General features: G+C 38.4%; 22 protein-coding genes and 1 pseudogene. 19 read left to right on the top strand and 4 right to left on the bottom strand.

Going from position 1 to position 21,155, the window contains the following annotated elements; translation table 11 throughout:
• Positions 1-154: 154 nt before the first annotated feature.
• Complete coding sequence (locus ACU5DF_RS00250) at positions 155-424, top strand: DksA/TraR family C4-type zinc finger protein (RefSeq protein ID WP_446711330.1); 270 nt, start codon at positions 155-157, stop codon at positions 422-424.
• Positions 425-491: 67 nt separating this feature from the next.
• Here ACU5DF_RS00250 and ACU5DF_RS00255 read toward each other — a convergent pair whose 3' ends face one another.
• On the bottom strand, positions 492-986 hold the full coding sequence (locus ACU5DF_RS00255) for a GNAT family N-acetyltransferase (RefSeq protein ID WP_446711331.1): 495 nt from the start codon (positions 984-986) through the stop codon (positions 492-494).
• A 208-nt stretch (positions 987-1,194) separates the two neighbouring features.
• Between ACU5DF_RS00255 and ACU5DF_RS00260 the strand changes: the two genes are divergently transcribed.
• From ACU5DF_RS00260 to ACU5DF_RS00290, 7 genes are read left to right on the top strand one after another with little or no spacing between them, the layout of a single operon-like run.
• A complete protein-coding gene (locus tag ACU5DF_RS00260) occupies positions 1,195-1,836 on the top strand; it encodes a hypothetical protein (RefSeq protein WP_446712452.1) in 642 nt (213 codons plus the stop codon).
• 26 nt (positions 1,837-1,862) lie between these two features.
• Positions 1,863-2,546, top strand: coding sequence for an ABC transporter ATP-binding protein (locus ACU5DF_RS00265; protein ID WP_061004393.1), 684 nt, complete (start codon positions 1,863-1,865; stop codon positions 2,544-2,546).
• Positions 2,534-3,796, top strand: a complete 1,263-nt coding sequence (locus ACU5DF_RS00270) for an ABC transporter permease (RefSeq protein ID WP_446711332.1) — start codon at positions 2,534-2,536, stop codon at positions 3,794-3,796. Before ACU5DF_RS00265 ends, ACU5DF_RS00270 begins: the two co-directional genes overlap by 13 nt.
• Positions 3,789-4,583: an outer membrane lipoprotein-sorting protein gene (locus ACU5DF_RS00275; protein WP_446711333.1), complete on the top strand. Its 795-nt coding sequence runs from the start codon at positions 3,789-3,791 to the stop codon at positions 4,581-4,583. The genes ACU5DF_RS00270 and ACU5DF_RS00275 overlap by 8 nt, the downstream gene beginning before the upstream one ends.
• A gap of 2 nt (positions 4,584-4,585) precedes the next feature.
• Positions 4,586-5,872, top strand: coding sequence for a hypothetical protein (locus ACU5DF_RS00280; protein WP_446711334.1), 1,287 nt, complete (start codon positions 4,586-4,588; stop codon positions 5,870-5,872).
• 8 nt (positions 5,873-5,880) lie between these two features.
• Positions 5,881-6,933 carry a sensor histidine kinase gene (locus ACU5DF_RS00285; RefSeq protein ID WP_446712453.1) on the top strand — a complete coding sequence of 351 codons (1,053 nt, stop codon included), beginning with the start codon at positions 5,881-5,883 and terminating at the stop codon, positions 6,931-6,933.
• Positions 6,930-7,766, top strand: a complete 837-nt coding sequence (locus ACU5DF_RS00290) for a LytR/AlgR family response regulator transcription factor (RefSeq protein ID WP_446711335.1) — start codon at positions 6,930-6,932, stop codon at positions 7,764-7,766. Before ACU5DF_RS00285 ends, ACU5DF_RS00290 begins: the two co-directional genes overlap by 4 nt.
• A gap of 68 nt (positions 7,767-7,834) precedes the next feature.
• On the opposite strand, the gene ACU5DF_RS00295 is transcribed toward ACU5DF_RS00290, so the two are convergent.
• A complete protein-coding gene (locus ACU5DF_RS00295) occupies positions 7,835-9,466 on the bottom strand; it encodes a glycoside hydrolase family 13 protein (protein WP_446711336.1) in 1,632 nt (543 codons plus the stop codon).
• Between the two features lie 143 nt (positions 9,467-9,609).
• Between ACU5DF_RS00295 and ACU5DF_RS00300 the strand changes: the two genes are divergently transcribed.
• The 5 genes from ACU5DF_RS00300 to ACU5DF_RS00320 all read left to right on the top strand — a co-directional run bounded on the left by ACU5DF_RS00300 (position 9,610) and on the right by ACU5DF_RS00320 (position 13,558).
• A complete protein-coding gene (locus ACU5DF_RS00300; RefSeq protein ID WP_446711337.1) occupies positions 9,610-10,488 on the top strand; it encodes a LysR family transcriptional regulator in 879 nt (292 codons plus the stop codon).
• A gap of 107 nt (positions 10,489-10,595) precedes the next feature.
• Positions 10,596-11,774 carry an MFS transporter gene (locus ACU5DF_RS00305; protein ID WP_446711338.1) on the top strand — a complete coding sequence of 393 codons (1,179 nt, stop codon included), beginning with the start codon at positions 10,596-10,598 and terminating at the stop codon, positions 11,772-11,774.
• 41 nt (positions 11,775-11,815) lie between these two features.
• On the top strand, positions 11,816-12,094 hold the full coding sequence (locus ACU5DF_RS00310) for a GNAT family N-acetyltransferase (protein WP_446711339.1): 279 nt from the start codon (positions 11,816-11,818) through the stop codon (positions 12,092-12,094).
• A gap of 89 nt (positions 12,095-12,183) precedes the next feature.
• Positions 12,184-12,528, top strand: a complete 345-nt coding sequence (locus ACU5DF_RS00315) for a HopJ type III effector protein (RefSeq protein ID WP_446711340.1) — start codon at positions 12,184-12,186, stop codon at positions 12,526-12,528.
• Positions 12,529-12,580: 52 nt separating this feature from the next.
• Complete coding sequence (locus tag ACU5DF_RS00320) at positions 12,581-13,558, top strand: Gfo/Idh/MocA family protein (RefSeq protein WP_446711341.1); 978 nt, start codon at positions 12,581-12,583, stop codon at positions 13,556-13,558.
• A gap of 74 nt (positions 13,559-13,632) precedes the next feature.
• Here the strand turns inward: ACU5DF_RS00320 and ACU5DF_RS00325 are convergent, their stop codons facing one another.
• Complete coding sequence (locus ACU5DF_RS00325; RefSeq protein WP_446711342.1) at positions 13,633-14,742, bottom strand: GGDEF domain-containing protein; 1,110 nt, start codon at positions 14,740-14,742, stop codon at positions 13,633-13,635.
• Between the two features lie 211 nt (positions 14,743-14,953).
• Between ACU5DF_RS00325 and ACU5DF_RS00330 the strand changes: the two are divergent.
• Positions 14,954-16,478: pseudogene (locus ACU5DF_RS00330) on the top strand (Na+/H+ antiporter NhaC family protein).
• A 300-nt stretch (positions 16,479-16,778) separates the two neighbouring features.
• Positions 16,779-17,531, top strand: coding sequence for a hypothetical protein (locus ACU5DF_RS00335; protein WP_446711343.1), 753 nt, complete (start codon positions 16,779-16,781; stop codon positions 17,529-17,531).
• 4 nt (positions 17,532-17,535) lie between these two features.
• Here ACU5DF_RS00335 and ACU5DF_RS00340 read toward each other — a convergent pair whose 3' ends face one another.
• A complete protein-coding gene (locus tag ACU5DF_RS00340) occupies positions 17,536-18,657 on the bottom strand; it encodes an ISAs1 family transposase (protein WP_446711344.1) in 1,122 nt (373 codons plus the stop codon).
• A 252-nt stretch (positions 18,658-18,909) separates the two neighbouring features.
• Between ACU5DF_RS00340 and ACU5DF_RS00345 the strand changes: the two genes are divergently transcribed.
• Genes ACU5DF_RS00345 through ACU5DF_RS00360 form a run of 4 tightly spaced genes read left to right on the top strand, consistent with a single transcriptional unit; the run spans position 18,910 to position 21,151 of the window.
• Complete coding sequence (locus ACU5DF_RS00345) at positions 18,910-19,128, top strand: hypothetical protein (RefSeq protein ID WP_446711345.1); 219 nt, start codon at positions 18,910-18,912, stop codon at positions 19,126-19,128.
• A 52-nt stretch (positions 19,129-19,180) separates the two neighbouring features.
• Positions 19,181-19,666 (top strand): hypothetical protein, encoded by a 486-nt coding sequence (locus tag ACU5DF_RS00350; RefSeq protein WP_446711346.1) that lies wholly within the window; start codon positions 19,181-19,183, stop codon positions 19,664-19,666.
• Positions 19,667-19,670: 4 nt separating this feature from the next.
• Positions 19,671-20,765, top strand: a complete 1,095-nt coding sequence (locus ACU5DF_RS00355) for a TolB-like translocation protein (RefSeq protein WP_446711347.1) — start codon at positions 19,671-19,673, stop codon at positions 20,763-20,765.
• Positions 20,765-21,151: a hypothetical protein gene (locus ACU5DF_RS00360; RefSeq protein ID WP_446711348.1), complete on the top strand. Its 387-nt coding sequence runs from the start codon at positions 20,765-20,767 to the stop codon at positions 21,149-21,151. The genes ACU5DF_RS00355 and ACU5DF_RS00360 overlap by 1 nt, the downstream gene beginning before the upstream one ends.
• Positions 21,152-21,155: the final 4 nt, after the last annotated feature.

The following is a 21,155-nucleotide window of genomic DNA, read 5'->3' on the forward strand; positions in this document are numbered from 1 at the left end:
AGTGAGCCGTATCTTATTGATACGGCTTTTTTATTATCTGAATAATTCTTTTTATTACATAAACGTAATAGTAATTCACATTTAGCTCTATTATCAAAACACAGTTAATAATCGATAATGTTCTCCTAGTCAATCATTACCTTTGGAGATCATTATGGCTAATGGATTTACAAGAGATGGTGGCGTACAAGACCAAATTGATGCCACTGTTACTGATGCAATTAACCGTGCTAGAGCACATCTTAACCACGAACATAACGAGACTGATTATTGTCTAGAGTCTGGTGAGTTGATCCCTGAAGGTCGACGTAAAATCATCCCAGGTGTTGAGCTGTGTGTTGAGTGCCAGGCAAAAGAAGATGCAAGAGAAAAAGCCTTTAGTGCCTATAACCGAAGAGCAAGTAAAGACAGCCAACTAAGATAATTATTTATAAAAATGGCGGAGCGCAAAGGTCCGCCATGATATTCATCGTTAATGCTTTACATAAAAGCTACTTACGATTAATACGTGCTAAAAAGTAGGTATTAATAAATTCACCATTTCTAAATGCAGAATCAATTGCTTCCCCTTCAATCATAAATCCATATTTCTTATACAGTGAAAGTGCGGCGTGATTATCTACAAAAGCGTCAATCTCAATACGTCGAACATTAAGCCAATTATCAGCAAGTTCTAAAACAGTTTCGATTAGCTTACTGCCAACACCACGTCCATGATAATCATCATGAACGCCCATTCCAAAATGAGCCACATGACGAGTTCTAGGCCGCGTGACTTGTTCAAAGCCAATATTACCGACAACCTTACCGTCAATAAGTGCAACATAACTGTAGACATTATCAGGCATGGTTGAAATTCGTTTTTCCCAGAGAGCAGACGATGGAATAGGCAGTTGGAGAGTTTGTGCTTGAGCGAGTGGTTGATTATATAAATCACATAAACCATCGATATCTTTTAATTCTGTTGGACGAATCACTATTTCCATTACCTACATCCTTTGCCTAATAAACATACACTTAACTTAACTTAACTAGAATAAGCTTCGATGACAAGCACTGATACCATTTGAATCTAATAATTACCGTTTATACCTGTTATTTACCATTCGTCGCATTCATCAGTTTTTCTTATTTGTCTTAGTTAACCTGTGATCATTGAAAATAAGATCACCGACTAAGGATTAGAAGATGAAAATGACGCTACCAACCTTGTTATTGAGCGTATGCATGGGAATAACTGCTTTTACTGCTCATGCCGCATTAACCGCTGCAGATATTAATATTTATAACCAAGCGGCTGAAGGCGATGAAGATAAAGTCGATCCCGCTTTTGATCGTTTTAACCAACTGATACAGCAAGAAGGCGCGACACCGTTAACCTTGGTTTATCTTGGTAGTGCCGAAACCTTAAAAGGGCGAGATGCCATGATGCCGTGGACAGCGATGAAATACGTTGAACAAGGATTAGCAAAAATTGGCAAAGGCTTAAATTTATTGGCAAATGAAAATACGCCGATATCAGAGCAAGACATTATTTCAGGCATTCCAGAATCGTATTTAACCCGCGCATTAGCAGCAGCAACGTATTCGCAACTGCCAGATATGTTCAATCACTTTGAGCGTGGTTATGACCTTTATTTAGGGCTTCTTTCTGAGTCTGAATTTCAACAGCAGCCTTATCAAGCAACAGCGTGGGTATACGGTTATGCAATACAAGCCGCATTGCGAGCGGATGATCTTAACCAAGCCAATCAGTGGTTAGACGTCATGTTAGATAAAGATAAAAATCATCCTGAAACGCGTAAAGCACAAACGTTGTTAGCGGCGAATAAGTGATCTCAATAAAAAAGAAGGAGAGTGCGATGATCAGTTTTAATGGAATACAAAAAACCTATCAATTGGGATCACAGCAAGTCGAAGCGTTAAAAAAGATAGAAGGCTTTATCATTAAAGGTTCAATGGTTGCGCTATGTGGCCCATCAGGATCAGGAAAAAGTACCTTACTAAATATCCTTGGTCTATTGGATATGGATTACAAAGGTAAGATCAGAATGGATGGGAAAGCTTATCCGAAAGATCCCATTAAAGCGGCTACGTTACGCCGTCACCAATTGGGATTTGTATTCCAGAGATTTAATCTTGTTCCTGTGATGACGGCTTTAGAGAACGTTGCTTATCCATTGCAATTAAATGGCTACAGCAGAGAAGAACAAAACAGGTTAGCCACTGAGATGCTAGAAAAAGTAGGCTTAGGAAATTTTATTCACCACAGACCGGATAACCTTTCTGGTGGTCAGCAGCAACGTGTTGCTATCGCTCGTGCGTTAGTTCATAAGCCAAGCTTAGTGATTGCTGATGAGCCGACGGCCAGTTTAGACAGTAAAACCGCAGAAGTTGTGATTGATATTATGAAGTCGTTAGGGCAAGAAATGGGGACGACGTTTATTATTGCTACGCATGATTATCGTATGGCACAACACTGTGATAGCTGTATTAATTTATTAGATGGAATGATCAGCAAGGAGAAAATATCATGGGCAAGTTAATCACCTTATTTCCTGATTCATTGCGTCTTGCTTGGCTGAATTTATTGCGAAATGGCCGCCGTAGTGCGCTTTCAATTCTTATTATCACTATTGCTGTTTTTGCGCTAACCAGTGCTGGTGGTTTTGGTCTATATACCTATGATTCACTGAAAGAATCAACAGCGCGTGATACCGGACATTTAACATTAAGTCAGCCGGGTTATTTTGAAAGCGATGAAGAGTTGCCATTAAGCAATGGTCTTTCTGATACCTCTCAATTAACCCGAAACATGATGAAGCATGATGAAGTTCGTGGTGTTCAACCTCGAATATATTTCACAGGCTTAGTCTCAAATGGAATGAAATCGACCATCTTTATGGGGACTGGGGTTAATGACCGAGAGTTCGATATGAAAGGGCCGTTTCTAGATATGAAATCAGGAAAAACCTTATCTGATATTAACTCTAGCCGTTATGATCCAATGGAACCAGAAGTGATGTTGGGCGTTGATCTTGCTAAAAACTTAAACGTAACTATTGGTGATTGGATTACCTTATTAAGCACCACCAGTGAAGGTGCATTAAATGCCTTAGATTTTAAAGTACGAGGGACGTATTCTACAGGCGTGCCTGAACTTGATAAGCGTCAACTGTATATTCATATCCAATCGTCACAAGACTTATTGATTTCAGATAAAGTCAGCACATTGTCTGTTTTTTTATTTGATACTGAACAAACGGAGCTTATGAACCAACGATTAAATGAAGAAGTAAACATCACGCAACAAGATATTGAGATTACGCCATGGCAAGACAGAGCGTTTTTCTACAATAAAGTAAAAAACCTTTACGATCTGATTTTTGGTGTGATGGGCTTTGTGATGGGATTAGTCGTTTTTGTAGCCTTGTTTAATACCATGACGATGTCCGTGACTGAGCGAACGCGTGAGATCGGCACGTTATCAGCACTTGGCAGTTACCCAAATGAAATTATCCATTCATTTTTACGAGAAGCTGGGCTATTAGCTGTCATTGGTGTAATTTTTGGGGCGTTAACCACCGCGATTACCACAGTGTTACTTATGGTTATTGATGTACAAATGCCACCGCCTCCGGGCAGAACCGACGGTTATCCATTAAATATCTATTTCTCATTTGAGTTGCTCGCTTATGCAGGCATTGGTGTGTTGTGTATCTGCTTACTTGCTGCCTATTTATCTGCTCGCAAGGGCGTAAAAAAACCAATCACGGAGGCGCTTATTTATGTCTAAATTTAACTTATTATCTGCACTGTGTTTGTTTGTTGGGCTTCAATCTCAAGTTGCAGCAACAGAGCTGAATCAATCAGAAAAAGAGGTGAGTGATACGCAAGTTAAGCAAATGATTAAAGCGGCGGATGAGTTTCGGTTAGATAACGCCGCGGCAAAAGTGGTATCAGAAGTGCTGCTGTATAAAAACAATGAGTTAGATAAAACGCGTCAATACACGGTCTATATGCGAGAAAACAGAGAATCATTAGTGCTGTTTAACTCTCAAGTAGAAGCGGGACAAAAGATGCTGATGCTGGGGGATAACTACTGGTTATTGATGCCAAAAAGTCGTCGCCCAATACGAATTACCCCAATGCAGAAACTATTGGGTGAAGCCTCTGTTGGTGATATTTCAACTCTGACATGGAGTGAAGATTATCAAGGACAATGGCAAGGGAGTGAATCGCTTACTTTAGATAGTGGTAAACAGCTAGAAACGGAAAGGCTCAAATTAAAAGCGATTACTAAAGGGGCGAGTTATTTCACTATTGATTTGTGGTTAGAGCAGGGAACTTATTTTCCAATTAAAGCGGATCTCTATTTACGCTCAGGAAAAATGGCGAAAGAAGCGTGGTTTACCAAAGGGCTTCGAGAAGGAGAAACCAGAGTGGTAGCCATGATATTGAACGACCAAATTCAAACCAATCAAAAAACAGTCATTGAGTATAAAGAGATAGTCGCTACCGAAATTGATGATAAGTATTACAACCCCGCTTATTTATCGCGCACCAAAAACTTGGATCTTTAGCTATGACTAAGAGAATGAGATCAAGAGTATTAACAATCGTGGTTTTGCTCTCGTTTAATCTGGCGGCTTCAGAGCTTACTTTTGAGTGGGATTGGATGTTGAGTACCCAAACGACGGCACAAAGAGAAACCGCTTTTGTGCCATTAACGGAATCACAACATAAAGAGTCAATTAATGGGGTGTTAGATGTTCAGATTGGTTATCAAGGTTGGAATGCAGTGGTGGCATTAAAAGGCAATGATCTGTATTACGACTCAAGCATCCCAAATCAAGATCAATCTTCAGAAGCAGAATTAATCATTAGCGAATTGTTTTGGCAGCATAGTATGGATGTCTTCGATCTGCCTTTGGATTTTCAATTAGGAAAAGTCAGAGTAGATTGGGGCGTAGGTTATGGCTATCGTCCTCTGGATATTTTTACTCCATCTCGACGCAACCCTGTTGGTATTCAAGTAGAAGAAGGGGCGGGAGTTGCCTCGGTATCTTATTTTGATAACCAAGGCGAATGGTCATTAATCTATACCGATTCTTCATGGACACAGCAAGAAGGCAGTGAACTAGAAGAGCAGAGCGAACAACAAGGGTTTGGTATAAGGCGCTATGGATTAGTGGGGGATAGCGAATATCAATGGTTGGCTTATTATGATGATGTCCGCCAAGGGTTATTAGGTGCAAGTATTGTAACTGTGATTGATGCGTCGTGGGAGTTTCATGGCTCGGCGTTGTATCAATCAAAATACTTAGCCTATCAGCAGCCTAATTATCAAAAAACTAACTATCAAAAACCAAATTCAATGTATGCGCCTGTGAGGTTGGAAAAAGAGTCCAACGCCTATCAAGCATTAGTGGGTTTTACTTGGGCAAATGAAATAGGCAATACTCTTGTTGTAGAATATTGGTATGACAGCCGCACGTGGGGAGAAAATGAATGGGAGAATGCATTGAATATTGCGTCACCTTCATATCAACAAGGGTATCTTCATGCCAATATAGTGCAGCATAACATGATGTTTCATTGGAGTTTAGACCCAAACGCATGGTCGAATTGGCAATGGAGTCAAAATATCGGGTGGTTAAGTGAGTTAACACCAACGTTTGATGTGCTTTATTCTCCACAAGATAATGGCGTAATTGCGACTCAATGGCTTAATTATCTAGTACATGATTCTGGTCACTCAAGTGTTGAAATGGAACTTGCCGCGCGTTTTTTAACAGGAAAAAGCGATTCTGCGTATGCAAACCTAACAGATAAGCATATGATCTTACTGAACCTAAAAGGAAGATTTTAATGGTTACGATAAACGAACAAAAAGAGCCAACGTTTAGATTACTAAAAAGTGTCTCTATCACCACTTTATTCTGTATTGTTATTGCGATGGTAACCAGTAATCTTTGGTCATCTCCATTTTATGAACACGTTCTTATTAGCCTTGGTTATGGCTACAGTGCGGTTTTCTCTTCATACGCGCTAGAGACACTTTTTCCCTTATTAAAAAAAGCATATTCCACCTTTCTGGCTATGGTGCTCTCTATTGGGTTAGGCACATTACATGCATTTATATGGCTAAAAAAATACGATGATTTTGCAACGTTAGAAGCATTAAAACCAGTCGTGTTATTAGGATTAATATTTACCGCGATCTGTTTTTATTACTTCCACTCGAATGAACAGAAATTATTGGCAGAACAAGAACTAGAAGTGACTAAGCGTAAGCAGTCAGAGCAAGAAAAAGCACTAGTACTGAGCCAGTTGAGCCAATTACAAAGCCAAATAGAACCGCATTTCTTATTTAATACATTGGCGAATATTAGTGCATTAATTGAGTTGGACAGTAATAAAGCAAAGTTGATGTTAGAAAAACTCACCGATTTACTGCGAGGTACATTAAAAACAAGCCGTAAACCACTAATCAGTCTAGAACAAGAGACCGAACTACTCAGCGCTTATTTAGCTATTCAGCAAATTCGCTTAGGTGACAGATTAAACTATGACATTGATAATCAGTTGACTGATTCATTGTCATTGCCCCCATTATTAATCCAACCTTTAGTAGAAAATGCCATTACACATGGTATTGAACCTAAAGCGAGTGGTGGGCAGATAAAGGTACAGTTTAATCAACTTGATGATGTCTTTAAGGCTACGATTTCTGATAACGGATTAGGTTTAAATTCAACGAGTTCTACTGCGGGTAATGGCATGAGTTTGAATAATATAAAACAGAGATTACACGATTTATTTGAAGGTAAAGCATCGTTAACTATCGCTGAAAACAAGCAAGGTGGGGTAACCGCGGAGTTATCAATACCAATGGAATGTTTAGAACTGCTGAACAAGGAATATTCATGAATCAATTGATTACCGCTATTATTGCCGACGATGAGCCTTTACTACGTTTTCATCTTGAAAAAATGCTCTCTGATTTATGGTTAGATTTAGAGATTGTCGCTACTTGTGCTAATGGTAAAGAAGCACTAGAAGCAATAGAGTTGCATCAACCAGACATCGCCTTTTTGGATATAAAAATGCCAGAGTTAGATGGCATGACGTTAGCGGCTAAATTACAAAAATCAGCTACACCACCGTTAGTGATCTTTATTACCGCCTATAATGAATTTGCCATAAAAGCCTTTGAAAATAATGCGATAGATTATGTATTAAAGCCAATATCAGAAACAAGGTTAGTAGTAACGTGTGAGAAGATAAAACAGAGAATTACTCAACAACGGTTTTCTAAACAAAGAAGTTCATCAGATCCTTTGAACGAAGTAAAAAATACGCCAGACCAAGGCATACTTAGTGATTTGTTAGTTCAAATACAGCAGTTATCAGCTCAAAAAAAACCAGACTATTTAACTTGGATTAAAGCCTATCAAGGAGACGATTTACACCTAGTCTCGATTTCTGATGTGCTTTATTTTAAAGCAGAAGATAAGTACGTTTCTGTTTATGCGCAACAAGCAAATAATAAAGTGACCGAGTATTTGATCCGTTGTTCACTTAAAGAACTGCAACAAAAGATAAACCCTGATCATTTTTGGCATATTCATCGCTCAAGTATTGTCAACGTCGCAAAAATAGACAGAGTAAAAAAAGATCTGATAGGGCATTTATATGTGCATATTGGAGAATCAAAGCTGCCCGTTAGTCGCAGCGCACAAAGTTTGTTTAAAGGGATGTAAGAATAAAAAGAGGGAGTGAGAGTATAACGCCCCATGTCAACAGCATAAGGGCGCTACAATGATGATAACTACAGTCTTACAACAATACTTTGATACGGTGCGAGTGTTAGCTGTGACCCTAAATGAGCTACTGGTTCTAAATTCGCAATTAAACACTCTACTTCTTTATTCGCTAAATGCTCTGGCAGAGTTAACGTCTGAGATTCAGCAGTAAAGTTATTTAGTACCACCAAATGTTGATCTGCATCTTTACGTTCATAAGCAAATACCGCAGGGTGATCTTCAAACAGAGGAATGAAATCACCATACACAATCACAGGATTCTGTTTTCTCAGTGCAATCAGCTTTTGGTAATGATAGAAAATGGAATCTTTATCTTCCAAAGCCGCAGCAACGTTTATCTCAGGGAAATTCGGGTTCAATGAGATCCAAGGCGATCCTTGAGTGAAACCTGCGTGCGCAGAATTATCCCAATGCATTGGTGTACGCGCGTTATCACGACTATTAGCATGAATGCCTTTCATCATGGTTTCATGACTGACGCCTGATTCCGTTTTTACTTTATAGAAGTTAAGCGTTTCAATGTCTTTGTATTCATCTAACGTATCAAACGCCACGTTAGTCATGCCAATCTCTTCACCTTGGAAGATATAAGGTGTGCCTTTTAGTAGGTGCAGCGTTGTCGCTAACATCTTCGCTGATTCAACACGATATTGACCATCACAACCGTACTTAGAAACAACACGAGGCAAATCGTGATTATTCCAAAACAGTGAGTTCCAGCCATTATTGCTTAACTCAAGCTGCCATTTAATCATCACTTGTTTAAAGGCATTAAGATCTAACGGTTTTGGTTTCCACTTATCGCCGTCTTCCCATAACAGAGTAATGTGTTCAAACTGAAACACCATCGATAGTTCGTTACGATCAGGGTTGCTATAAAGCTGCGCGGTTTCTGGCGTGGCATCCCATGTTTCACCCACGGTTAATAAATCGTTATTGCCAAAGGTCGCTTGGTTCATTTGTTGAAGAAGCGGGTGAAGACGTTCGCCATTCCCCGTGATCTTTTTGTCGATTTCTTTACCGATCAAATCAATCACATCTAAACGGAAACCACCAATACCTTGGTCTATCCACCAGTTCATCATATCAAACACTTTTTGATGAACAGCAGGGTTTTCCCAGTTTAAATCTGGCTGACGTTTTGAAAATAAGTGGAAATAGTATTGTTGATTCTCTTCATCCCATTCCCATGCAGTGCCACCAAAGATAGATCCTAACTCACTTGGGGCTTCACCGTTTTCACCAGCATCACGCCAGATATAAAAATCACGGTATTCACTGTCTTTGTTGTTTTTTGCTTCAACAAACCAAGGGTGCTCATCTGAGGTATGGTTAACCACTAAATCCATTACAATTTTAATGCCACGTTGCTCAGCTTTGTGCATTAACTCACGCATATCATCCATGGTGCCAAATTCAGCAGCAATGGCTTGATAATCAGAGATATCATAACCGTTATCATCCATTGGAGATTGATAAACAGGAGAGAGCCAAATAACGTCGATACCAAGGGTGGTTAAGTAATCGAGTTTGCTGATAATGCCTTGAAGATCACCAATGCCATCATTATTTGAATCACAAAAGCTGCGTGGGTAAATTTGATAAACCACACTATTATGCCACCAACGTTTTTCCATCTTGATATCCAATATTCATTAAAGAAAGTAACGTTAATATAGCGAAATAAAATCAGTATGAATAATTGATAATTTGAACTCTGATATAGAAAAAATTTATATCATGAGTATGGTGTAGGTAATGTTTATTATGGATTGTAATCATGGAAAAGCAGTACCGATATTTTTATGAAGTGGCTCGCCAAGGCAGCATTAAAGCCGCAGCAGATAAATTGTTCATTAGTCAACCAACACTCACGACAGCAATCAAAAAATTGGAAGATTTACTGGGAACACTTTTATTTCATCGAAAATCTAAAGGGGTTGAACTCACCAGTGCTGGCTGGGTTTACTACCGCTATATACAAGATATTTATGAAAAACATGGCCAAATGATGCATCAACTTTCTGACATGAAAGCCCGTAGCCAAGGTAAAATTAAAATCGGCATTGGTGAAGCGTGGTGGGAATGTTTTGCCGCGGATGTAATTAAACAGTTTATAGAGACGCATCCCAATAATTCGCTTTATATTGAGTTTGGTAATGGCTTATCAATGTTAAGTCATTTGCTTAATGGTGACATTGATCTCTTTATTGGTCATGAAATAGAAAATATTGATTCTCGTAACCGAGTGCGTTTTATTCCATTATTTACAGAGCGCGAAGCCTTATATGTTAGAGAGGGGCACCCTTTATTAAGTAGAGGAGAACTAAACTTGCATGATTACCCACAGATAAAAGTAACGCCAGATCATAGTCGAGATGGAAAGGTGTTGAATGATAAAGGCGCAGAAACCTTCGCCTTAAAAGCACAACAAGCCAAAGTTATTTATGAGTTTGATTCATTAAAAGCCAGCATAGATATGCTCAAAATGAGTGATACCATTATGCCGTATACCGATAAAATAAAATCGAAAATGGCACAGCAAGGAGTTGTCGTCTTACCTACTGAACAATGCAAAACTGGTGTGGTTGGGATTTACTCGAATACTGAAATATTATCAGAAAACATGGAATACTTAGTTACGTTATTCAAACACTAACTCTTGGCATATAAGTAAATAAAGTAAAGATCAGGCTGTGGTGAACTAGAATTAAGCAAAGTTATGTTACTGTAGCCGTAATATAAATAAAAATGAGAGTCACTATCATGTCGAGCCTAGCTCATTGGAAAAATCCTAAAACTTTTTTGATTTTAATTTCCATCGTTGTTCCCATTGCTTTTTCTACGTGGAATGCTTTACTAAATAACTTTGTTATCGAAAAAGCCGCTTTTACTGGAGCCGATATTGGGCTCTTACAAAGTGTGCGTGAGATCCCTGGTTTTCTAGCTTTTACTGCTGTCTTCGTCCTTCTTTTTATTCGTGAGCAGAAGTTCATGATCCTCTCTTTAGTGATGTTAGCTGTTGGTGTGGCAATTACAGGGTTCTTTCCAAGTGTTTATGGACTGTTATGCACTACATTGTTGATGTCGGTCGGCTTCCACTATTTTGAAACCTTGAAACAGTCGTTATCGCTGCAATGGTTAACAAAAGAAGAAGCACCAGAGATGTTAGGGAAACTGATCTCGATTGGTGCTCTTGCATCATTATGTACATATGGTGTGCTGTGGGTATTACTTGAGTTAGTGCAATTAGAGTTTAAATGGATTTACTTAATTGCCGGTACAATTGCCCTTATGGTGACCGTTTTTATGTGGTTGTCTTTCCCGAACTTTGAAAGTGAAACACCACAAACGAAGAAATTGGTTTTACGTAAACGTTATTGGTTGTACTACGCACTTACATTTATGAGTGGTGCTCGTCGTCAGATATTTATGGTGTTTGCAGGCTTTTTAATGGTTGAAAAATTTGGTTATTCAGCTGCTGATATCACTCTATTATTTCTTGCTAACTATACATTCAATTGGCTTTTTGCTAAAAAGATTGGCCGCTGGATTGGTGTTGTAGGTGAGCGAAAGGCATTAATGTTTGAATATATTGGTCTTATTTTTGTCTTTGTTGGCTACGCATTAGTTCAAACCTCAGAAATGGCTGCTGCGTTATATATTATTGATCATCTATTTTTCGCATTAGCTTTAGCTATTAAAACCTATTTCCAAAAAATTGCAGATCCTGCTGATATGGCATCAACTGCGGGTGTGGCATTCACCATTAACCATATAGCAGCAGTGGTTATCCCTGTAAGCTTTGGCTTAATATGGTTGGTATCGCCTGCCGCGGTGTTTTATGTAGGAGCTGGAATGGCATTTATTTCACTCTTATTGTCATTAAATATTCCTGAAGCGCCACAAGAAGGAAACGAAACTCGCATTTTTAAGTGGAACTGATTAAAGTAGAGTCATTGTAAGAATTAAGAAGGAATTTTACGATGAATACGATCACTCATGATCCAGATAACAAATGTTATTGTGTGGCCTTAGAAGGCGATGCGGTTGCTAAAGTATATTATGAAAAGAAAGGTAATATTCTTGATGTGATAAGCACACGGATTCCAGATGAGCTGCAAGGTAAAGGCTATGGAAAAGTGATGATGGAAGCCTTTTTAACAGAGATGAGGGCCTCTGGATTATTGATTGTACCCGTCTGCTCTTATGTGGTTCATTACATGAATAAAAACCTGCAGTGGCAAGATTTATTAGCCAAATAGAAAAGACCTAGGTGGAGATTCTGCCTAGGTTTTTTTGTATTAAAAATATCACTTAAAGATAATGACTTTAGATAAACAAGGAAGAACTCATGGCGTTACGTACATTTATTGAAAAATTGAATACTCAACCTGAGTTGGTCGAGTTTACTGAGACAATGGCTGTTATTGATAATAACTATGATTTTACGCCAACAGAGTTTTCAAATGGAAAGACAGTCAATCAAGCGGGTCAGAATAATGGTTCATGTAAGATCTTTGCATTTGCTGAGCTAAATAAACTTAGTGTTGAGCAGACCTTAGCGTGTTTTGGTCAATATTACCGTGAAGATGTATTACAAAACCCAACCAAGGATGATCACCAAAATATTCGAAATTTCATGGTGACAGGGTGGGCTGGTGTTCAATTTAACTCTGTGGCATTACAACCAAAATAAGACGTTAAACGATAATAAATATTAGAAACACAAAACCAATAAAGAGACCATTATGATCAAACTTGCTGTTATTGGAACAAACTGGATAACTGAACGATTCTTAGCGGGGGCAATAGAGTCGGGGAAGTATAAAGTTACTGCGGTATATTCTCGCTCATTAGAGCAAGCCAAAGCGTTTGCTGAGAAATTTGGTGCTGAGTTAACGTTTGATTGTTTGGATCAATTAGCACAATGCAAAGAAGTGGATGCTGTTTATATCGCAAGCCCAAATTCTTTTCATGCGCCTCAATCGATTCAAATGATGAAACAAAGTAAGCATGTTATTTGTGAAAAACCGATGGCATCAAATTACAGCCAAGCGCAATTAGCATATCAAACGGCACAAGAGAATAACGTGGTTTTGTTTGAGGCATTTATGTCACCATACCTACCTAACTTTCAACAAATTAAGTCAGATCTACCAAGCTTAGGGGCAATTCGAAAGGCCCACATTACTTATTGTCAGTATTCTTCGCGTTACCCTAAATATCTCAATGGTGAAAACCCAAATACCTTTAATCCTGAGTTTTCTAACGGCTCAATCATGGATATTGGTTTTTACTGCGTAGGTTCTATGATTGAGTTATTTGGTGAGCCACAATCGATTCAAGCACAAGCGCATTTGTTGGATTCGGGTGTTGATGGTAACGGCAGTATCATTTGTGGTTACGATGGCTTTGATGTGGTGGTCATGCACTCTAAAACCAGTGATTCCTATGTACCAAGTGAAATCCAAGGTGAGAACGGAGCTATTCTTGCTGAGATGATCTCTATTGGTGAGAAAGTAACTAAAATTACACGCAGTGGTGAGAGAGAAGAGCTCACCGTTGAGCAAAATCCAAATCCAATGTTCTATGAAGCGCTTAAATTTGCCGAGCAAGTAGAGTCAAACCAAATGGATGGTTATGCGGTTGAACGTTCACTGTTGATCTCTAAAGTAACGACAGAGATCCGTAAACAAACGGGAGTCGTTTTCCCTGTAGACGCTTAATTTGGTATAAAAAAGCCGAATGGTCTCATCATTCGGCTTTTAAACTGTTAACTTAATTCTAAAATAAGCGGCTATTAAATAGGGATTGTGCGCTTATAATGAGTAATACAGTCGCGACCATTATTCTTTGATTGATATAAACACTCATCAGCTCGATGAATAGCATCATCTAAATGTAGTGAAAGATTTGGCGTGTAATAAGTGCCGATAGATACAGATAAGGCCTTATTTCCTGTTGTAATACAATGAACGGCATTGAGTAATTGTTGTGATAGTTGCTCAAAATCATCTTGCTGTTGAATATCGCAAATAATGAGAAATTCTTCCCCGCCAAACCGAACCACTGACCCTTTATTTCCTATTACTTTTTTCATGACCTTTGCCAGATTTTGTAAGACTCTGTCACCTTTTATATGACCAAATTGATCATTAATCACCTTAAAGTGGTCTACATCCACCATCATTATTGCCAAGGGGTGTCCTGCTTTAATACTCGGTTCAATAACTTGTTGCAAAAAGAGTCGGTTGTATAGTTCAGTCAAAGGATCGGTCAGAGTCATCATTTTTAATTTAGCGGATTGAGCGGCAAGAGTGAGTTGTTGTGAGCGAATTTGTTGAGTTTGTTTAAATTGGTTGATGTATTCCAACTCTCGGCGAACACAAGCGGTTAAACATAAAACATATGCAGCAGTATAGAGTGTTAAACGCTCGACTTCTTTAGGTTGGTCGACAACATACATAGTTGGAGAAATACCAATAAGATAAATAATCAGTGAGCCAGTAAGTGCAACGGAGCTGTATTTGAGAGAGAGGCGAGAAAAGGTTCCTATATAAACAAGTACAAGCATGATACCGTCTTGATAGTTGGTATCGTTTATAGCAAAGGCTAGCTCTGCAATATAAACCAAGAAAAGAGATCCAGAAAGAAGTAAAAGTACTTCACCAAATTGGAGGTATTTAGGGCGATAATTTTTAACGTAGTAGGTCGCTGACAGCATAATGCTACATAAACTTATGCGGTACACAGCAGGCCAGAGAGCATCCTTTCCAAAATGCATATAATCGCCAACTAAAAAGCTCAAGAACATAAAAATAGGGACATAAGAGAACTTGGCATAAGGAAGGTAGATTTGATTTAAAAAGTAGCTATAAAATCGATGTCGTTGCATTCCAGTAAATTGCATAATATTCATTCCGTGTTTGAATGCAAAACGTTAGAGCTAATCACTATTAATATAAGAGAATTCAGAATGACACTCTGTTAATTAAATGTAAAGAGGTAATTTGTTGCAGATATTGTTTAATTCAGTATGTACATTACGGTGTAAAGTATATATAGTCACATTTATTGAATTTATATCTATTTCTTTTACGTTGTATCAAAAGGAACTTGTTATGGAACAAACCGACATTACCTCACTCATCCCCATTGCTATTACGCTTTTTATTTCTCTGACTACTCGCAATGTTGTCGTTGGGTTATTTGCTGGTGTATTAAGTGGTGTGGCAATGCTAAATGGTCTCTTTATCCATTTAGACCCATTTGAAAACTTTTGGTGTGATGGTTAAAAGCTATCTATCCCCACAGTTAACGGATAGCTATAATGCTGGAGTTATCGTTTTACTTGTGTTCATTGGTGGTTTTGTCGCTTTAATGGAAAAATCAGGTGGTGGCAACGCTTTTGCTGAGCGAGTAGTTCTTTGGGTGAGAAGTAAATTCCAAGCACAAACGTCTGCTTGGTTAGGTGGTATCGTTATCTTCTTCTCTGATTTAGGTACTCCTCTTATTGTTGGTCCGGTTTTTCGTCCTCTTTTTGATAAACTTAAAATTTCTCGTCAAAAGCTAGCTTTCATTATTGATTCAACGTCGTCACCTGTCGCTATTTTGATCCCATTCATTGGTTGGGGTGTGTATATTATGGGCTTGATCCAAAAAGAATTTACCGCCTTAAATGTTGAACTATCTGATTGGGATGCCTTTGTCGGCGCGATTCCATTTCAGTTCTATGCGATCTTAGCGATAGCGATCGTTCCATTAGTTGCATTTAAGAAATTAGATTTTGGCCCAATGGCAAAAGCAGAGCATGAAGCTGAGCGAGGTAACGCACATATATCATCAGATGTGACAAAAGAAATATTCACGCATAAAAATGCAAAGGCTTCATTTGTATGGGCACCATTACTTGTTATGGGATTGGTACTAAGTATTATGCTTGTACCTCTTGGCTTCCCATTTGAAAAGGTATCTGGCTCAGTGTTTCGCTCAGCGTTATCCACGGCTTATTTCTTTGCTGCTGCTACCTTGATCGGTTTAATGGCGTTTAATAAAGTTAGAAATTGGTCAGATGGAATCTCTGTCTATATGAAGGGAATGGGTAATATGATGCAAGTTGCGATCATCCTTATTCTGGCATGGACACTCAGTTCAGTTGGTAAAGAGTTGGGAGCTGCGGCCTATATTGCAGAGCAAGCCCAAAGTGGTTTTCCTTATTGGTTAGTTCCTGCCGTCGCTTTTTTATTAGCTGCAATTATTTCGTTTGCAACAGGCTCATCATGGGGAACGTTCGCTATCATGATGCCTCTGGTTATTCCAACAGCGATTGCGATTGATGCCCCATTATACGCTTGTATTGGTGCGGTCCTATCTGGTGGTTTATTTGGTGATCACTGTTCGCCGATATCAGAAACTACGATCCTATCGTCGACCGGGGCAGGGTGTGATCAGTTTGAACACTTTAAAACTCAGCTGCCATATGCATTATTGAACGGCGGGATTGCGTTAATCAGTTTTGTTATTGCGGGTTTTGTTGAGAATGCTCTGATCTTTGTTTTTGCTTTGTGTGTTCAAGTTACATTGGTATTTACATTAGCAAAAATAGCTGCTGAAAAAGAGAAATTAAAGAGTGTGAAAGTTATATAGAATAGAGATTCTTTATATAACATTAAATAATTCTCGTACTTTTATTACACAAAAAACGATCCTCTAATAGGATCGTTTTTTATTATGTAACTAAGGTATAAATTATTTACAAAAACAAGAGAGGTCGACCTAGGAATGACTGAATAATAGAAAATATGTTTGACTGTATTTGGACTAAGTATTTATATGGTGAGTTATTAACTTAATATAAACTCATTCGACCTGAATGTGGAGATAACAATGCTCTGCCAGTACAGATTAATTCCCGGGTTTCAACTTACTAAAAAAGATCTCGGTTATATGTTAACTCCCTTTGAGTTGATGAATTATCTACATCAAGAAAAAAGCCGACAGACACTTTTTGCCTCATTACCACCTCAACTACAGCGTAAATTAGCTATCACTTATGATCGAGGGTTAACAAGTTTAACTCAACAATTGGTGCGATTGGTTATTAATGGGGAGTGGGTTGCTCTCTCTTTTCGAGTCCAGAATAGAGATATTCACGATGTACGGCTTCCTTTTGGTTCTGGTTTGCAGCGACGAGTTAATAATGTGCTTAATCCGCCCCTTAATCGAAGTTTGGTTACAGCTCCCTCTTCTTTACTTTTAAATCGCCCTTCTTCAGTAGAAGGCAGTCTTATAGAAATAGAACCTAAAAATGATAATAAAATCGTCATAGAGTTTGCAGGACAATGGCCAAATAACGCGGCATCAATATCGATTTCAAAATTAAAGAGCATCAATGAAAAGACACAAAAGCCTAAAAAATGCAATAAAACTACGCACAGAAGCTTAGTTGAGTTTACAGATTTGGATACGCGAGAAAGGGCATTATATCTCACCTTACCAAGCATGAATTCAGCCAAAGAGATAAACCTGTTACTTGCTGGATCTTTATCTCTAGTTGATAAAAGTACAGAAATGGAAGAGTGGGACAACGTATTAGTACCTATAGTTCCTATGAAGAAGGAAGGCAATAAATATTCACTATATAAAACTGGCTTCTTTTATGTGGTTTGGAAGGGGGAAGTATGCAGGGCAACCGCATGAGTGGTTAAATTTTAACCTCTGAGAAAAAACCTGCCGTTAAAACAGATTCAAGCATTGAAGTATTCATCATGCATCGCTTTTGTTTACCCACGATACTCAGTTTTGTGGGCTCAGCTCTGAGCATGTTCAAGCTCATGTGTCGTAAGCAGGAAAGGTTTTCGGCACCATTATCTTTGAATATAGAGCAAGCATCTTCATTCATGCTGACATCGAGTACCCAGTGCATTGATTCGATCCCCCAATGCTCTCTGACCGCCACTGCTGCTTGCTCTGCACTTAATTCTTTTGAGCTAATGTAATAACGATATTCTAGACTGGGCTGTTTTCCTTTAATGGCACGAAAGCTTTCAATCATGATGATACTTTTTAAGCCTTTCCAACGAGAAAAGTTACCTTCTAGAGCTGTACTTGGTAATACATAACTTTGACGTGATTCAATACGGCCATGACCTTGCTCAAGGTTAATGAGTTTGTTTACTGTAGAGCGTTGATTTGAAAATGCTTTTTCAACAGATTTGCGTAGCGAGCCTTGATTGTTTTTTACTGCTAATAAGTAGTCTGCGCCCTTATCTATTATGACTTTGGCTATTGCCGTTTGGCATGCCATGGCATCAATAGTCACTAATGCGCCTTTAATATCAAGCATCTTAATAAGCTCTGGAATAGCTGTTATTTCATTACTTTTTTGCTCTGTTTTTAACTGCCCTAAAACCAATTTGTTTGAAGAGGCGTAAGCACTCACCATATGGATAGTACTTGAGCGGTCGTCTCGATCATAAGAGCCACGAAGTGTCTTGCCATCAATAGCAACGACTTGGCCTTGAGTTAAAGAATGCACTGAAGACATCCAAGAGACGAAGCATTGATGAAATTGCTCTGGTTCAATATTTGAAACAATCCTAGCAATCGTATCATCGACAGGAATGTCATTTAAAAACATACCATTACGTTCAAACCAAGCGTGATGACCAAGAATGTATTCTCTAATATCAAACCAGCCTTTTGCTCCTGCAATAACAGCACACATTGAGCCGAATAGAACTTCAAAAAGGCAATAGGTTACTTTTGCACCTTGTCTTTGGTCTGTTATTTCATGAAAGTGTTCTTTAAAATGGTCAATGTGCATCGAATTCTCCTCGTTAAAGGAGGTATATGATCACAGGTAAATCTGATCGTCAAATCGATCGTTTAATTGATTAAAAAACATTCGTGATCTTGCCCTGGGGAAGTATGGCGAGAAATTGCGATTAATAAAAATGGTTATTTTTGTGAATATTACCATCAAGACGACAATAAAGAATCGTCACAATCTTATCATGTAAATATTACAGGGTCGGAGTTTCTGCCAGAATCTAATGTCTCTTTTGAAAAATTTGAATTGTATCAAAAAGGGAAAAAAGTCTTTGTGGGTGAACTCGATCTATGTGAACAAGCAAGAGTGTTTGATTTAGGAGAAGAGGAGGTTATTTTAAAATTTATAGATTTTGAGCATGATGAAATACGCCTACCGACACATGAAAGTCCAACAAAAGATGATGGCTCAAATATTACGAAACGAATAAGTCACCCCATGCCCTCATATTTGGTTGCCTTATAAAATATTAGGTCAACAGCAAACCGATTGTTATGTTTATTATAGCCAAAGAGCATTGAATGAAAATGACATCAACGCATTAGAGGCCGATTATATTAATGTCGCGGTATCCACTGAAGAAATGTCTGTTTATAGCAAGAAGCAAACCTTTGAAGGCGATAGTATCTACAAATTACCTATAGTTGATAATTCAGTTTTTGGATCAGAATTAATCAATAAGCAAAGTGATAGCAACATTGCAGCAATCACTGTGATGCTACCAAAAAATCAAATCACATTACGTTACCGAATTTGCAGCACGACAGACCAACCTGATGATTTCTTTATGTTAAGGAATGAAGAGGAAAAGTGGTCACAGAAAGTTTATTTCAGACAAGCAAAAGCCGATGATGAAGGCTTCTTAAATCTCCCTTTTTCTGGTTGGCCAAAAGAAGTTGAAGAGGTGGATATTATTCGCGGCGCAAGTGCTGATTTAGGGACAACAGAATACGAATTATCCGTTTTGAAAACAAAAATTAAAATTTCAGAATTAATAGGCTAGCACAATGAAAAAAATACTATTACTTGCACTATTTAGCATCACTTTAATGGGGTGTAATGACCCTGAAAGTGTTGCAGCAGAAGCGGCTCAATTAAGAGCAGAGCAACACCCAGATCGTACCTATGTGGGTGAGCATAATTATTACATCATGGAAAGCAGTGAACATGCGGCGTTTGGGAGAAAAAAAGAATTAAAAGTAATGTATCAAGACTTTCCACGTTACTTTGTTGAAAAAGCCAAAGAGTGGCCAAAAGAAGATCTTAATGACGCTAGCTCATACGATTTACCGCGTTTTCAATTTGCATGGGCGAACTCAAGCTCAAAAGATGAATATGAGAGCGGACTTAAAATTTGGAGTATGAAAACCGATGGCACTGATTTACGCTTGGTTACGGATGTAACGGTAGAGTTGGTTAATGGCATTAAAAATTTAACGCGTTCTCCAAATAATCGTTACGTAGCATGGGCTGATCTAGGCGGCTATAAAACAGTATATGACATTAAAACAGGTAAAGTGGTGGAGCTAAGTATAGCAATGTCTCCTTTACCAATGCTGTGGTCTGAGGATAGTCGTTATTTGTATTTTGAAAGAGCTCGAAATCTTTATTCTCGTTGGGATTCGATGACTGGTGAGGTCAGTAAGGTTGATTTGAAAATTCGTACTGAAGCAGTGTTAACTGAAGATAAAATTATCAAAGTGACTGATGCCGCAGTTGTGGGTTATAACTTAAAGACAAATGAACGTTTATTTGTTTTAAGTTCAGACAGCTCATTAAGTGATAAAGAAAGAATTTTTAATGTAAAATCTATTAGTCCAACAGGAAGATTTGCATGGGGGTCTAATCAAGATTATGGCTGGCTGTTTGATACCCAAAAGCAGACAATCAAACAAATGGTTGATGATTTTGTTCCTGCTCAAATTTTAGGTAAAGATGCACACTATAGCGCTCTGAGTAAAATGACTTATATCACCGTTGTTGATCGTGTAGAGGACAACGTGTGGTCATGGCGTGCTTTTTCACATGGTGCCATGTCAGGCGAAGGGATCCTTTATAATGGGTTAGCTAACGATGGTTTGTGGTTTAAGGAGGATAAATAATGTCTGCCTTAAAAACCTATGATCACGGAATCTATCTATTAGGGGCTTACTTTAAAAGTTATCTAGATGAAGAGGGTGAGAGAATTGAAGCGACTTGGCATCAATCATCTGATGTAACCGAGGCTGATTTACAAAACGTTCGCCCAATCCCTTTTACGCCTGTTTTGGTTTATGATACTGAAAAGCCTGTTCTATGGGGTGCGGATAAAGACGGTTTATTGTGTCAACTAGGTTATTTTGATGAGAATACAGCACCTGAAGCCGTAGCAAAAAAACAAACTTTTTTACGCCATAAGCAGCCATTAAATGTGATTGATTTAATAATTAAAAACGTACAGATAATTTCACATTTAACAAAAATTAAAATTTCAGAATTAATAGGCTAGAACA

It is taken from the genome of Aliivibrio wodanis, from assembly GCF_052920805.1.

Bases quoted from the DNA above. Each gene is read 5' to 3' on its own strand.
- ACU5DF_RS00355 (WP_446711347.1), top strand. From the start codon at position 19,671: ATGAAAAAAATACTATTACTTGCACTATTTAGCATCACTTTAATGGGG.
- ACU5DF_RS00335 (WP_446711343.1), top strand. From the start codon at position 16,779: ATGTTAACTCCCTTTGAGTTGATGAATTATCTACATCAAGAAAAAAGC.
- ACU5DF_RS00265 (WP_061004393.1), top strand. From the start codon at position 1,863: ATGATCAGTTTTAATGGAATACAAAAAACCTATCAATTGGGATCACAG.
- ACU5DF_RS00290 (WP_446711335.1), top strand. From the start codon at position 6,930: ATGAATCAATTGATTACCGCTATTATTGCCGACGATGAGCCTTTACTA.
- ACU5DF_RS00320 (WP_446711341.1), top strand. From the start codon at position 12,581: ATGATCAAACTTGCTGTTATTGGAACAAACTGGATAACTGAACGATTC.
- ACU5DF_RS00270 (WP_446711332.1), top strand. From the start codon at position 2,534: ATGGGCAAGTTAATCACCTTATTTCCTGATTCATTGCGTCTTGCTTGG.
- ACU5DF_RS00255 (WP_446711331.1), bottom strand. From the start codon at position 986: ATGGAAATAGTGATTCGTCCAACAGAATTAAAAGATATCGATGGTTTA.
- ACU5DF_RS00360 (WP_446711348.1), top strand. From the start codon at position 20,765: ATGTCTGCCTTAAAAACCTATGATCACGGAATCTATCTATTAGGGGCT.
- ACU5DF_RS00310 (WP_446711339.1), top strand. From the start codon at position 11,816: ATGAATACGATCACTCATGATCCAGATAACAAATGTTATTGTGTGGCC.
- ACU5DF_RS00260 (WP_446712452.1), top strand. From the start codon at position 1,195: ATGACGCTACCAACCTTGTTATTGAGCGTATGCATGGGAATAACTGCT.
- ACU5DF_RS00340 (WP_446711344.1), bottom strand. From the start codon at position 18,657: ATGCACATTGACCATTTTAAAGAACACTTTCATGAAATAACAGACCAA.
- ACU5DF_RS00300 (WP_446711337.1), top strand. From the start codon at position 9,610: ATGGAAAAGCAGTACCGATATTTTTATGAAGTGGCTCGCCAAGGCAGC.
- ACU5DF_RS00275 (WP_446711333.1), top strand. From the start codon at position 3,789: ATGTCTAAATTTAACTTATTATCTGCACTGTGTTTGTTTGTTGGGCTT.
- ACU5DF_RS00315 (WP_446711340.1), top strand. From the start codon at position 12,184: ATGGCGTTACGTACATTTATTGAAAAATTGAATACTCAACCTGAGTTG.
- ACU5DF_RS00325 (WP_446711342.1), bottom strand. From the start codon at position 14,742: ATGCAATTTACTGGAATGCAACGACATCGATTTTATAGCTACTTTTTA.
- ACU5DF_RS00250 (WP_446711330.1), top strand. From the start codon at position 155: ATGGCTAATGGATTTACAAGAGATGGTGGCGTACAAGACCAAATTGAT.
- ACU5DF_RS00280 (WP_446711334.1), top strand. From the start codon at position 4,586: ATGACTAAGAGAATGAGATCAAGAGTATTAACAATCGTGGTTTTGCTC.
- ACU5DF_RS00295 (WP_446711336.1), bottom strand. From the start codon at position 9,466: ATGGAAAAACGTTGGTGGCATAATAGTGTGGTTTATCAAATTTACCCA.
- ACU5DF_RS00305 (WP_446711338.1), top strand. From the start codon at position 10,596: ATGTCGAGCCTAGCTCATTGGAAAAATCCTAAAACTTTTTTGATTTTA.